At 54.6% G+C, this 13,529-nt stretch carries 15 protein-coding genes; 8 read left to right on the forward strand and 7 right to left on the reverse strand.

Going from position 1 to position 13,529, the window contains the following annotated elements:
- The first annotated feature begins 404 nt into the window (after positions 1-404).
- Positions 405-752: a ribbon-helix-helix protein, CopG family gene (locus AC1XDK_RS30435; RefSeq protein ID WP_483353776.1), complete on the forward strand. Its 348-nt coding sequence runs from the start codon at positions 405-407 to the stop codon at positions 750-752.
- Positions 753-1,144: 392 nt separating this feature from the next.
- Here the strand turns inward: AC1XDK_RS30435 and AC1XDK_RS30440 are convergent, their stop codons facing one another.
- The 3 genes from AC1XDK_RS30440 to AC1XDK_RS30450 form a co-directional block, all read right to left on the reverse strand.
- A complete protein-coding gene (locus tag AC1XDK_RS30440) occupies positions 1,145-1,918 on the reverse strand; it encodes a hypothetical protein (protein WP_483353777.1) in 774 nt (257 codons plus the stop codon).
- A 273-nt stretch (positions 1,919-2,191) separates the two neighbouring features.
- Entirely contained in the window at positions 2,192-2,404 is a 213-nt protein-coding gene (locus tag AC1XDK_RS30445; protein ID WP_483353778.1) for a hypothetical protein, read from the reverse strand.
- Positions 2,405-2,762: 358 nt separating this feature from the next.
- The gene (locus AC1XDK_RS30450; RefSeq protein WP_483353779.1) at positions 2,763-3,026 is read right to left on the reverse strand and encodes a MarR family transcriptional regulator; all 264 of its coding nucleotides are present in this window, start codon (positions 3,024-3,026) and stop codon (positions 2,763-2,765) included.
- 79 nt (positions 3,027-3,105) lie between these two features.
- On the opposite strand from AC1XDK_RS30450, the gene AC1XDK_RS30455 reads away from it, so the two are divergent.
- The 7 genes from AC1XDK_RS30455 to AC1XDK_RS30485 all read left to right on the forward strand — a co-directional run bounded on the left by AC1XDK_RS30455 (position 3,106) and on the right by AC1XDK_RS30485 (position 11,758).
- Entirely contained in the window at positions 3,106-3,486 is a 381-nt protein-coding gene (locus tag AC1XDK_RS30455) for a hypothetical protein (RefSeq protein WP_483353780.1), read from the forward strand.
- Between the two features lie 41 nt (positions 3,487-3,527).
- The gene (locus AC1XDK_RS30460; protein ID WP_483353781.1) at positions 3,528-4,985 is read left to right on the forward strand and encodes a TrbL/VirB6 family protein; all 1,458 of its coding nucleotides are present in this window, start codon (positions 3,528-3,530) and stop codon (positions 4,983-4,985) included.
- Positions 4,978-8,052: a VirB4 family type IV secretion system protein gene (locus tag AC1XDK_RS30465; protein ID WP_483353782.1), complete on the forward strand. Its 3,075-nt coding sequence runs from the start codon at positions 4,978-4,980 to the stop codon at positions 8,050-8,052. The genes AC1XDK_RS30460 and AC1XDK_RS30465 overlap by 8 nt, the downstream gene beginning before the upstream one ends.
- A gap of 409 nt (positions 8,053-8,461) precedes the next feature.
- Positions 8,462-8,917, forward strand: a complete 456-nt coding sequence (locus tag AC1XDK_RS30470; RefSeq protein ID WP_483353783.1) for a hypothetical protein — start codon at positions 8,462-8,464, stop codon at positions 8,915-8,917.
- Between the two features lie 12 nt (positions 8,918-8,929).
- Positions 8,930-9,424 carry a relaxase/mobilization nuclease domain-containing protein gene (locus AC1XDK_RS30475; RefSeq protein ID WP_483353784.1) on the forward strand — a complete coding sequence of 165 codons (495 nt, stop codon included), beginning with the start codon at positions 8,930-8,932 and terminating at the stop codon, positions 9,422-9,424.
- The gene (locus AC1XDK_RS30480; RefSeq protein ID WP_483353785.1) at positions 9,421-10,866 is read left to right on the forward strand and encodes a type IV secretory system conjugative DNA transfer family protein; all 1,446 of its coding nucleotides are present in this window, start codon (positions 9,421-9,423) and stop codon (positions 10,864-10,866) included. The genes AC1XDK_RS30475 and AC1XDK_RS30480 overlap by 4 nt, the downstream gene beginning before the upstream one ends.
- 343 nt (positions 10,867-11,209) lie before the next feature.
- Positions 11,210-11,758, forward strand: a complete 549-nt coding sequence (locus AC1XDK_RS30485; protein WP_483353786.1) for a hypothetical protein — start codon at positions 11,210-11,212, stop codon at positions 11,756-11,758.
- Positions 11,759-11,912: 154 nt separating this feature from the next.
- Here AC1XDK_RS30485 and AC1XDK_RS30490 read toward each other — a convergent pair whose 3' ends face one another.
- The 4 genes from AC1XDK_RS30490 to AC1XDK_RS30505 all read right to left on the reverse strand — a co-directional run bounded on the left by AC1XDK_RS30490 (position 11,913) and on the right by AC1XDK_RS30505 (position 13,332).
- On the reverse strand, positions 11,913-12,203 hold the full coding sequence (locus AC1XDK_RS30490; protein WP_483353787.1) for a type II toxin-antitoxin system RelE family toxin: 291 nt from the start codon (positions 12,201-12,203) through the stop codon (positions 11,913-11,915).
- Positions 12,204-12,255: 52 nt separating this feature from the next.
- Positions 12,256-12,450: a hypothetical protein gene (locus AC1XDK_RS30495; RefSeq protein WP_483353788.1), complete on the reverse strand. Its 195-nt coding sequence runs from the start codon at positions 12,448-12,450 to the stop codon at positions 12,256-12,258.
- An 86-nt stretch (positions 12,451-12,536) separates the two neighbouring features.
- Complete coding sequence (locus tag AC1XDK_RS30500; protein ID WP_483353789.1) at positions 12,537-12,791, reverse strand: hypothetical protein; 255 nt, start codon at positions 12,789-12,791, stop codon at positions 12,537-12,539.
- A gap of 148 nt (positions 12,792-12,939) precedes the next feature.
- Positions 12,940-13,332: a hypothetical protein gene (locus AC1XDK_RS30505; RefSeq protein WP_483353790.1), complete on the reverse strand. Its 393-nt coding sequence runs from the start codon at positions 13,330-13,332 to the stop codon at positions 12,940-12,942.
- Positions 13,333-13,529 lie beyond the last annotated feature (197 nt).

Consider the following 13,529-nt stretch of genomic DNA (forward strand, 5'->3'; position numbering starts at 1 on the left):
GAATGCATTTTATAAAAACATGTGTCTTACCACAATCTCTCACTATAGAGCCATGTGCTTGCAGAATGCGTTACGGTAGATATGCTTAGCTCTTTAACCGTGAGGAGTTTGTAGCCTAGACTGCGCACAGATTGAGACGGGGGTCCCGGGGTGGTGTTACTTCCGCTTATGGATTTAACCAGAAGTAACTCACACACCACCACTTCCTGTGTATATCCGAAGTAAATCGACTCACAAGTCCGATTAGAGCCGATTGGGATCCGATAAACTAAATGTAGCTATATTATCTGTAGGTGCGCTGATCGCGCAGGTTAGTAGGCTATACTAACAACGATTTCCACCCGAAATGCGTCGCACGCACGTCTGACTGACTCCTAAGTCACTACGGGCGTATGCGCTTCGTAATGGAACCCGTTACACTACGGTTCGAATCGGATACAATCGAATCGCTAGACGAAGAGGCGGACGAATCGGGGCAATCACGTGCCGAATACATCCGAACACTGGTCCGTAGTCGCCACGAATCGGAGGAGATTCGATCCGAATACGAAGCAAAACTAGACCAATTACGCGACGAACTCGACCAAGCACAAACCGATATCGACCGACTACGCAACGAGAAGCAGACACTCATCGCCGATCGGCAGGAGAAACAAGAACTCGTGGAGTACGTAGAGGAAGAACGGAGCTGGCGCGAACAGTCACTCGGAACGCGTCTGAAATGGTGGGTATTCGGAAAAGGTAGCGACTAACAACAAGGGACTGTCTAATCTATCCAGAGGAATTATGTGGTTGTGAATGGCTAGCATGCACTGTCGGGTGGGAAAGACCAACCTCGTCACAACAACACCAACCACTGACGTGCCACCCGACAAACGTGGGGATTGACGTGCGCCATTTCACCCCCACGTTTGGGCACACATCGGAACGACTGTTAGACGACGGTTGGATTACACCTGTCGCGTAATCTCTCGACGAGAGTAAAACACTGTCTCGTATGACCCTTTATAAACAAACTTGTTTTATTATTATAACTATACTAGACTAGTAAGTAGTAGAGTAGGCGTCAGTCACCCAAGGACACGTTGGGGAACGTCCAACCGGTTATTTGTCTGACTGTTCGGCCGTGATATTTGGCGTTTGCTTACGTTGCTACAGACGCCTCAGCATCCTCCTTACGGGACACATGTGAGTCGAGAATGTCTCTCCACGATTTCTTGTGCTGGACGACAAGGCACTCTTCGGGCGCAACGTAGTCAGTCCCGAGACGCTTCGCGAACGCTTTGTCAAAGACGACCTTTTTCGATCCTCGGTGGTCGATGATCCGGACATGCTCTTTCCCCATGTCGTCCAGAAAGTCCCTGACGCGCTTCACAGTCCCATCGTTCGGATACTCACCAAGCATTGAGGCAAGCTCCTCGCGGAGCTTCTTGTTCGAGACAACGTATCCCTTGGGCGTTTTCTTCCCTATGATCTTGGCGGTCAACGCAACTCGGGTCGCTCGATACTGATTTTCGTGGAGGTGCTCCTTGGCCTCATCGTCGGTCATTCCACAGACTTGCTCCAGCGGACTTTCGGCGAGCAGCGTGTTCTGCAGGGTGGTCTTTGGCGCTTCGACCCCCACAGCTACGTCCTCAACATCTTCCTCTACCTCATCCAGTTGGTCTACAATAGATCGCTCCTCGAAGCGCGGACGGGTCGGATCCCAATCCCCCAGTACACAGTCTTCGAGATCCCACAGTGACCGTTTGGTGAACTTGTGGGATGATTCGAGCTCGTCGACTTGCTCTGCGAGCTGCTCGCCTGCTGTTTCGATTTCGTCGACGACGGTCGTCGGCGCGTCTGTATATTCGTCGAAAGCGTTCGTCACACTCTCCGTAAACTGTGCTACTGCTGTGCTGACAGCGTTCTCGCTCATTCGTGTGGTTTTGTGATTGTCCCGTTGGGGGACGGCAGCGGACGGGAGAGAAACGCTGTCACGACCGAGTGATAGTTTCGCCACTCACGAGGGGCAAACTATTTTACGGTCGCGACAGAAGGGATAGGTGTTCAAGCTTTAGGGGAGGAATTGACCTCCCCGATCCCTTCTGCCGCAGTCGAAATTCGTTACATAGCTGTGGGATTCGTATGCTCTTTATTTAAACCCTATTACTGTTTGAGTGATGGGCGTCTGACGCATGGCTGACGCTCTTCATTTGTCACGTTCCTCGCAGACGACATTTCGGAGTTCGTCAAGCAGAGCGGGGTGATGCTCATCCAGCAGTTTCACTTCTTCAGTCAGTTCCTCGTTGATGCGTCTGCGAACACGGGAGATCGCCTGATACCGTTTTGAATCTTCTACGGTGTCGCTGTCAGCGATACGTTCGCGTTCAGTAAATGTAATGAGTCCGCGGGAGCGGGTCATACAGTCCGTGTTGATTGCGCCCATTACAAATATTCCGAGTATCTGCAACCTCTTAAAGTTCCGCAAATGCGCAACCATTGCGCATGTGCGCAATTATAAATGAGTGAGGTGTATAGCAGTAACTGGAAGTGCGGCGACGAGGTCTTTTTGTGTGAGCAAGAAGAGAAGGCCGTCAGTCAGGGCGCAGGGAAATACAACCGAGTGAGGACTGGACCGATTACAAAGCCGATGATCGCCCCAACATCGCCAATGAATGGGCGAAGTATCGCAAAGATCGCCACCGTGAGCAACAGAGCGACAGGGAGCGCTTTTGTCGTCCATACGACTTTCTGAAACATCGTCGCTTGGGTGTCAGTGCTCATGACTCATCTTCCTCTGGGTCCTTGATAAGATGATACAGTGCTGATTTCGCGTGGATATTCTCGATGTATCCAGCGGCCTCAAGGACCTCAAGCCGTTGGTGAATGTATTGTCGAGAGTAACCTGTTTCGTCGACAAGAAACGACTGGGTCCGGTCTCCTTCCCGGAGTTGGTTAATAATGTCATGATCTACATCTTTGAGTCGAACCATTATTATCGCATTGTTGTTGTGCATGCGTAAACCTTCTTCCTCATCCATCATGTATGTTACGGACCCAACGATCGATATCAACATAGGGTCCGTAAACTATTTGTTATCGGAGAGGGTTGTATTGGATGGAATGAAGTTCGAAAACAACACCCTCAGTCGAACAGGACGGAAAACCAAACTCATCGCAGGCGCGGGGGTGGCCGCACTCCTCCTCGCCACCGACCCCGCCGCTGCAGCCGGGGCGTGCAGTGTGCCGAACGCTTCGAACGGCATCGGACAATTCGGCGACCTCATGCGCTCTGTGCTCGTCCTAGCCGGCCTCTTCGTCGGGGGGAAAACAATGATGTCCTCTCGCTCAGGCGGAAGTCACGGCAAAGCAGGGTCGCGTAAAGCATATTTGTCGGCTGTTGGTCTCCTGTTCGCCGGGGCAGCGCTTCCACAACTCGTCGGGTGGGTTCTCGGCATGTTTGGGAGTTCGCTTGGCGACGTCGGCCTCAGCTGCATGTTCTAACCGCCGATAGGCGAACTAACCACGTTTCTTTCCTCATACGAATGAACCACCGAACCACGTTGTTTCGAGTGCTCTGCTGTCTCTTCCTCGTGGGTGTCGTCGTCACTGGTGTAACCGCCGCACAGTCGACACCGACGTCCACGGGGGACAACACGACAGCGAACAACTCGAGCACAAATCAGACAGCGGCAACGACTCGCCCGACGGTCAACCCGTACGGGTCGGGCTATCTCAACGAGACGGGCAAATACAATTCGAATAACAGCACACTCGGCGTCTACAACAACTCGACGGGGATGCAGGGTAGTGGTGGCGGGATGTTCTATAACGCCATCCTCGACGCATTCCTGGCTGTCCTTGGATACTTCGTCAGCGGCCTGTTTCGCTTCATCAACGCCACTCTCAACGCCGCGATCAAGATGGTGACGTTCACGCCGGCGCCGAGCTGGGGAAGTGGCTGGTACCAAAGCCCGGGTAACATGGTCTGGCCGGAGAAGTACCACGACTGGAAGACGACCGGCCAACCGTGGACGTTCTTCATTGCCATCTCCTCGACGTGCCTTTACCTCGCACTAGGACGTCGAGGTCTCGGTATCCTTCCCGCCCGCTACGAGCGAGCAGGGACGAAGAATGTAGTCATCGCGTGGTTGATGGCCTTCTGGGGCTGGCAATTCGTTGGCTTCGCGTTAAACATCGGCAACGCCCTTACGCTCGGCATCGTCGGTGACGTCACGCAAAGCACGATTGCGACGAACGGCCTCAAGGGATTGCTCCTCGTCGGGTTAATCGCGATCGCGTTCTGGAATATCTGGATTGTTCTCGCTGTCATCAGCCTTGTCAGTCTTCGGACTATCGGCCTGACAGCACTCGCCCCATGGATTCCATTTTTCTACGCACTCAAGTCGGTACCCGTCCGGGGTCTCGGCATGATTGGCGATGGCCTCACGAAGTTGTGGTTGATGCTCATCCTCGTGGCGCTCCCCATCTCGATCGCGATCTCAGTGGGGTTCTCGCCGATGACGTCGGATATCTTCGGACAGTACGGCCTGGCCGGTATCCAACTCATCGCGATGCAACTCGGGACGTCGCTGGCCTGTCTCGTCTTCCCGTACGTGATGCTTAGCAAGGGAGGTGCAGCGCTTGCCTCAGTCGGTGTTATCGGCACGGCACCCACGGCTGATGGGATGCAACAGGCCTACCAGAACCAACGCGAACGCGCCAGCGAGGTCAAAGCAACAACCCACCAGCGGGTTACTGGTGCCCGTGACCTCCACCGAGGAATCCGTGGTCACAACCCCGTGGGCGAAGGAGGAAGCGCGTACGCAACCGGAGAGGCCGGCAGACAGACGGTGCAGACGTACTCTACGACACTCCGCGAACGTGTCCATCATTTCCACGGCGGGGACGAGACAGTGGCCACAGACGGTGGATCATCTTCGTTAGAACAATTGCGTGAACAGCGACTCGACCACCTCGAACAACAAAACAACGATGACTGACGACAACAATTCCGGGCGAAGCATTGGCCTCGAAACAACCATCCCACAAGAGACGACTGGCAGCGTCTTCGACCTTGGATTAGGGCTGTCTCTCGGCGAACTCACGATCATCACGGTCCCGACAGCCGCCCTCGCGTATGTCGAACTGACGTACATCTCGGTGCCGCTAATGTGGTTCTTCGTGTCCGTTGGCAGTCTCGCCGGCGGGCTCTACTACGCCGTGAAACGAACACCGTGGTACGCAACGCCGATAGAGACGATTAGCAAGAAGGCCGACTATCTCCGCTCACGCTTCCGAATGCCGTTGGTTGGTCCGGACGCGGCGGACGTCCCCGGTGTGACGGATGTGCACCCCGAGTATGATGCCCTGGAGACTGACGACGGGACGCTCTTCACGCACGTCACGGTCGACCTGCAGAACGTCTCGGAACACGACCGCAACGACTGGATTCTCGACGCGGCAGACCTCGCGAACGGGATCAACAAGCACATCGCACAGGCCGAATCGGAGGGATTTGACGTGAAGGTTCACCTGCCGCAAACACTCCCGAACGATATCTCGCAGACGGATGACCTCGACGAGGCTGCGTTTAACGATGACCTCCCGCACCCAGCACGTGCGTACGCTGACTCGCAAGCAGAACACTACATCGACTGGTTGGCCGGGTCCGGCGTGATGGATAAGACGTGCACTGTTGTCGTGTGGATTGAGCCTCACGAGGTCGACACACCAACCGAGGATAGCGGGTATCTAGCACATGCTGCCGATGCGATCGGTGTGTTCGGCTCCGGTGATGCAACCAAGGAGAAGCAAGCCGAAGCCCTCGACAACCGTGTGCAGACGGTACAGAAAGCCGTGGTGAGTGTCGCAGGAAGTCGCCGACTGACGTCGGACGAGAGCATAGCCTACCTTCGTCGCTTCTGGCTGGACGAATCAACTCCGTTCGACTTCTCGGATATCACGACTGACGCTCCTGTTCCCACGGCCGCGTACGTGAGTGACGATCGCGACGACGTCGAGCACGAGGACGCCCAGGAGGACGTGGATAGCCGACTCGCTGCTGTCCGCGAGTGGGTCACGCAACAGACGTCCACGAGCGCACGTGAACAAGCTATCTATGGTCCGGCACACATCGACGAAGGGGTGAAAACGGTGGACGTGAACGACCACTACACGACGAGTCTGTGGGTCGTTGGGTGGCCGTCTTCGCCCGAACCCGGCTTTCTCACTGACGCCCTCTCGGTGCCGGGTGTTCGGATGGATACCGCGCTCTACGTGCACGCAACGGAGTACCGCGAGAAGATGGACGAGCTCGCCACCGATCAAGAGTGGCTCAGCGCGATGGGCATCGAGAAGGCTGGAAAGCAGGCCAAGTCAGACGACGCGAACGTGGCCGCCACGCAGAAGATTATCCTCCGAGACCACATGCGAGACAACGGCGTTGAAGCGTCGGAAGTGTCGATGGTCGTCACTATCCGTGCAGACTCCCGGAAGCAGGCGCTCAAGCTCCGTAAGAAGGTGAAAAACGAGTTCCTCGCGACGAACGATATCGTCGCAACCGGCGCGGATGACCGGCAACTCTCGGCAATGAAGACGGCGGCACCGACTCCCGGGGACGCATTCGAAGACGCTTCACACAACGATACACGGTTCGAAATGCCGAGTGATACCCTCGGGGCAATGTTCCCGATGGCCGGCGGCTATCAGACGCATGAGTCCGGGACGATCTACGGAATGGCACTTGCCCGCTCCGGTACTCCGCTCGGGTTACTGCAGGTCGACCGGCGGTCACTCGCTGTCCCGCATCGCTTCTGGGTTGGCCGCTCCGGGTCCGGCAAGTCGTTCAACATCAAGGACCTGATTATCTCCGATATGCTGCAGACACTGAACCTTCGGACGATTATCGTCGACATTGCCCGTGGGTTCGATGGCGTGGTAGAGACGTTCAACGGTGGAAAGGTCAAAGTGGGCGAGACGAACATCAACCCGTTCGAAGTCCGCGCTCCGGGTGAACACGGTGGTGGGTTCACGGCTGACCTCTCCTCGAAGATCAACCTCATCGCCGATATGTTCTACCTCTACCTGCAGAAGAACGCCAGCGAGCCCGAGGAGCTGCGAGCAACGCTGACCGAACTCATCCGCAACACCTTCTCGGAGGCCGGTATCACCGATGACCCACAGACGCACTCCCGCGAGAAGTCGCCGACGATGGAGGATTTCTTCGGTGTGATGGCTGACGCGGCCACCAACCCCGGGGGGTACACCGCCGAAGGCACGGATTACGAGGTCGAAAAGATGAAAGAACACGCCGGAATTCTCCTTACCGCCCTCAAGCCGTTCAAGCCGACACCGGACGACGAACCGGACGGTGCGTTTGAGTGGATGAATGGCGAGTCGGAGGTCGACCTCTCCAGTCGTGTCCTCTACTTCGATATGCAGAAATTCGAAGGCAAACCAGCGGTCGAGAAGGGCATGGCACTCGCGTATATCCTCTCGATCGCGCCGGAGGTCGCGAAGCAGACAGAGAACTACGTGGACGTCGTGGTTGACGAAGCACACGACCTCTTCGCCGAAGCGGCACAGGCAGGCCGATTAGAGTCGATGGTCCGCGCCGGCCGGAACGCCGGGTTGATGTTCGACTTCATTTCACAGGCTGACGACGATTTCAACGAGGATGCAGCGAAGCGGATTGCTAAGCAGTGTGCCATCAGCGGGTGGCAAAACATGGGGAAGATGGGCCTGTCCGACCCCGAACCGTTCGGCCTCTCGGCGATGCAGGCCTCGCAACTCTCGGGTGGGTTGGCTGCAGGTGACGATAACGAGACGAGTTACAGCGAGTGTCTCGTCGACGTGGACGGGGATGTCTACCGTGTCCGAAAGCGTGTGAGCGACTTCGCGAAGGCCGTCCTCGACTATCGGGAAAGCGACGATGGCGACTTTGACGCCTACCTCGCTCGTGAACTCAGCACTGATGAGGCAGACGTCGAGGACGAAGAAGAGAGCGAGCAGGACGAACCAACCGAACCACAGTCGTATGCTCCGAAACCAGTCATCGCGGATGACTAACCCCTCACTCCAAGCCGGAGAACAGTGGAGCGACGGGCACCCCCGAGCGGAACGGACGGAAGCGGGGGCTTGCCCCCGACCCGTAGGCTCCGGCGCAGAAGGGACCGGAGGGACCGAAACGAGTGGCGGTGCGGTACGGTGGCAGTTTGTAAACTCATGTCTCACCGATCAATCAGGTCTGTATCAGCATGCCCTGGATGTCCTCTTTTTCACGCATAAGAGGATGTCATATTGGAGATGGTTCGACCCAAATAATAAGTACTCCGCACACGGTGCATATACCGTGCGGCACGGTGCGATAAACCGCGGTACAGCGGTGTGGTTCCCCCCTTGTGGGGGCAGGTTTTTAACCTGCCATGCAACTCCACACACTCGAATAATCACCTCGCTACAGCAAGCAGACATCCCAATGACAAGTGCTAAAAAAATCACGATATACGTCGATCAGGAAACGAAAGACCTCTACAAGCAAGAGGCGAAAGACCGCAACCTGTCGGTCTCGAAGTACATCCAGAAGCTCGTCGAACAACAACGCGCCGAGGAACAGCGAAAGAACGCCGTGGACGACCTTGACGCCGAAAAGCGGATTACCGATATCATCGCCAGCGGGAAAGACGAACTGAAACAAGTCGCCCGCCACTCCGAGGACGTCCAGGCACGGTCAGCAGTCTACTCAATCGCCTTGTGGGAACTACAGAAACGCCAGTACACGGACCTGCAACGTAAAGAAGCACTCCAGACAGCCGCCGACAGACTACACGATCGCCTCGACAGCCATCCCGAGTTTCAGCAAGAACTCGAGGACGCACTGAACGCGATCGAAGCCGAAGAAGACGCTGATGGCCTCTCCGACCTCGTGAAGTAACCACGAACAGCCATGGTCACAGTCCTACACACGGATTACCGAGAATCAGGTGCGTCAAACCTCCTCTCGTACATGAACAAGGAGGAAGGCAACGGCCTACACAATCGGTACGGCGAAGAGATGACTAACGCGGAGATTCAGCACTTCGTCGAGAAAAGCGAGGCTCACGAGTTCGAACGCTCTATCATTGTCTCACCTGAGAATCGGCACACTCTCTCCGATGACGAGCTGTCGCTCTATGCTCGCAAGACTATGCAGGAGTTCACGGAGGACCGCCCGACCGCGGACTACTGTTACGCTGTGCATCGGGACTCGGAGAATCCACACGTGCACGTGGCCCTCACCGGCACAAAGGACGATTTGTACATGAACACAGAAGACATTGAGAGCGTCCGTGAGGACGCCCACACGAAGTTTGTCGAACAGCATCAAGAGAACACCCCTTCACTACTACCAGAACACGAGTTTGAACAGGACACTCAGCACAGTGCCGAGAGGTTCCGATGAATCCTCTCATCGACGTCCTCATCGACTTTTGGTGGTTGACGCTTCCTGTCGGCCTTATCGCCGTCTATTTCACGGTGAGCATGGTCGTCATCGCCCCGATACGCCGATGGTGGACACGGAAGGCACACGCTCGAGCAGTCGATGATGGGTACGCACTCCCGTTCGATACAGGGACACAGCTGCTCGGCATCATCATAGGCGATGATAGCACGAAGTCGAGAAACGTCGGCATTGCTGAGAAGTTCGGTAACTGCCTCTCGATTAGTCAGACCGGCTCGGCGCTTCTGCTGGGCGCAACAGGCTCCGGGAAAACCGAAGCGGGTAAAGTCCTCACCCATCAGATGAACGCCGACGAGGACGAGCCAGTTGTCGTCTACGACCACAAAGACGATTACCGCCGCTACTTCGAAGAGTACGAATCTGACCGGGATATCATTCGTATCTCGAGTGAGAACTCAACCGACTACTGGAACCTCTTCCGGGAGGTTGAGGACGAAGACGGCTTTGACGAGATATCCCGAGCGATGTTCCCACAGACAAGCAACGGAGGGAGCGAGTTCTTCGATACGGCCGCGAGACAACTGTTCACGGCAGTTCTCAAGTACCTCCATCGGGAGTTAGACCCGTCCGAACAGCACAACAAAGCCCTCATCAACTTCTTCAAACGGTGTGATCGCGTGGAAATGTACGAGCGCCTCTCGGAACACGATGATCTCATGGCTGCCGCTAGCGCCATTGATCCCGAAGCAGACCGACAGGCCGCCGGTGTGTTCGCCACGCTCCAACAGAAGGTTCAGGACGTCTTTGTCGGTGACTTCGCGGAAGCAGGCGATTTCTCGGTGCGTGAGTACATGGACGACCCACAGGGGCGTGTGTTGCTTCTCGACAATCCAATCCGGCAGTCCGAGCAAGTCCGTCCCGTCTTCCGCTTTCTCGTCGACCACTCGGCAATGCACGCCCTCGATGACTCGTCTCGGTGGAGTTACTTCGTCCTGGATGAGTTCGCCCGGATCGATGGCCTCCGGCGTATTGGTGAACTCGTGAACGTTGGTCGTGGGCAGAAGGTGCAGCTCCTCATCTCACTGCAGTCCGTCTCGCAACTGTACGATAACTATGGACGAGACCGCGGTAACGCCATCCTCTCCGGCCTTGTGACGTCGATCATTCTCCGACTGCAGGATGCCGAAAGTATCGAATACGCCCGCACGGTCATCGGGTCGGAGTTCAACGAGTACACGAAACACGAATCACGGGACGAAGAGGGTGCCGTCACGGAAACAGAGACGGCGACCGAAGAGGAACACTCCTTCGCGAAGGGTGAGTTTACTGAGTTCGAACCTGGGCATGGCGTGGTTGTGAGGCGGAACTCGTGGGCGTACGGGTACATCGCTGCTCTCGATCGTCCGGGGGCAAAACCACTCCTCAACGTTGTGAATGAGTAATATCCAGAGAGACAGTACTGCACGACGCACCAACCGCCACTCGTTAGCGCTCCTTACGTCGCTTGTGCGCCGGAGCCTACGGGTCGGGGGCAAGCCCCCGCTTCCGTCCGCTCCGCTTGGCAGTGGCCGGCGCTCCGCTCTTCTCCGGCTTGGGATGCTCGTTGCTGTTCTTCGTAAGTTTGTATTTTCCAGTGTGTGTTGACGCTCCGCCGCATCGCCCACAATTCGGGCCTCCGCTCGCTGTGCTTTGCGCTCCCCAAGCTGCGGTCGAGCGGGTGTCGCGTCTGCGCAAGAATTACGCACCACGGTCATCTATTTATCTCTCCTCTACTTTGGCAATTTTATGAGTGGATCTACCTCAACATATGCTGATGAGCTAAGACGGAAGCTCCATGGTGAGCAGGTTGGCACGCCACATTCACTCGTTTGTGATTTCTGTAGTACTGAAATCGACATCGCTGAACCAGTCATGTACGACGCACTGCGTGTCGTGGATATGCCAAACCTTGAAACATTGATTGACCCCCCTAAGGAGTGGATACTTGACGCTGCCCGCTGTCGTGCTTGTGAGTCCGAGTCTGTTGACCCGGCTACTGACGGGTACGATGAAGCGCTCATTCTGCTCTCGATTAACGAATCAAATGACATCCTTAGTGCGGATACCTCTAACATGACTGTCGTTGATGTCTCACCACACGAGGAGGGATATTATCCTCCGGTAATCGATCCTAATTTGCTTATTAAATCCGATGATGCAGGATTCGCTCGATGGGTTCGAATGATTGGTATTCTTGATGATAGCAGATCTAATAACTATCCTAAGCTTGTGGAAGAATCGATAGAGACCATGATCAGGCATTCGAGAGAAGTGCCGCCCGACGTCAATCTCTAGGTCTCTGATTCACGGTACACAAAACAATTCTACTCTGGGAGAGATTGTGCACTCTCAATATCGTATTGAAATATTCGACGTTTTCCCGTTATATTCTGTTCATGGGAAGAGATAATGATACTGGGGAAGACGAAAACAAAGACGACGCCACCCGTTAGTGTCCATATCGTTTGTGAGCCTCGTCAATTGGCAGCACCTCGAAGACTTGAACCACCTTCTCGTCTTCGAGGATGTCGTAGAAGGCGGTGTATGACCGGCTGATGTGCATCCGGTAGATTTTCTCACCATCCACAACTAGCCGCTCCTTATCTCCCTGCCCACGGCCGGGATAAGGGGTGTCCGCGAGCTTCTTCAGGTTAGATTTGATGATTCGTGCGCTCTTCTCATCGAGGTTCTCGATGTAGTCCAGTTCGTCCGGGTCGACCAATAGTTGGTACTCTGTCATATAATTACGTTCTCCTAGTAATCTAGCTGCAAATTATTCAGCCGTCCAATGCTCACCATTCGTCGAGATCGACCTCGACGAAGTCGTCCTTCTCACGCTTTGCGCGTACCATTTCCGCCAGGCGGTGGTTTTTGTGCTCCTGGATCAAGTCGTCCAGAAGGTCGTCGTAGGTTTGCCCCGCTTCCTTGAGGTCTCCCAGTTCTTTCCAGCGTTCTTCGCTGACTGGGATACGCTTGTCTGCGCTCATGTGCTGTCCTTACAGCTCTTACAATATGTGTCTTTCTCATAGACATCACTCTTGATCCGTCTCGTTGTACAGTTACCAGAGGAAAATCAGTCGTCGTACTCGGTTTGTATCTCGTCTAAGAGCGCCTCCGCCTCCGCTTCAACTTCCGCTTCGAGGTCCTCGATAGCATCTACTGATTCGAGAGTGTCACTCTCATCGGTGGATTCAGTCGTCGTTTCTGTGTCGTCAACATCTTGTTCCTCTTCACCGTCCTCCCATGGTCGATGTTCTTGGAGCTTCTCCACTTTCTCCCGGTATTCGTCCGGGATAGCGTCACGGAACTCTTCCGAATGCTCGTCCATTTGTCTCACTTCTCCATGTTGCACTAAGCAGTTGTGGACACGCCTGCTATGAGCGACGTGTAATATGGGAGTTGGCATTATCTACGTGCCTTCTCAGCATCATGCTCGCTATCGCTAGGTTGTTCCAATGATGTTCTCAAGACCACGCTTATTTAGGGAAGTTTGAAGATCGTTTGATAGTAGACGCATTAATAAAATAAGTGACTCTGTAACTGTGTTCATCTCGAGGGTATCGATACCAGGTAGAACCTGTAGAGAGATATGAGGAAGCGTCTACTCGATATCCATATTTCGTTTTATTTACTGATATTCCCATAATAGTCATATCTAAAGCTTCAAGATTGCCACGTTGTTCAAGAATTTCATTATTTACATATGCAGATTCATATTCCGTTATATAATCCCGGATAGTGTCGTTTGTTAACGTAGTTGGTTTCTCGGGAAGTGATTTGTGAGTTGGATCTGGTACGAGATACAGGAGCGCAGCAAATACAAAAAGAAACATGACAATGACAACAAATGGCTGAAGCCGACTATCCATGATATTTAACTATATGTCGGTGGAAATAGCTTTTTTGATTATAGGCATAGAGATCGATACCAGATTAGTCTACTGCCGCTTATACTTCCCACAGCCAGTCAATCGCCAAAATCGGCCAAGTTCGAGGAGTCGACCTCGCTGCCGTCGCACGTTCTACTTCGGTTATAGAACCAATCACGCATCTTGAGATCGGCGGA

It is taken from the genome of Haladaptatus sp. HS23 (genome assembly GCF_056892285.1).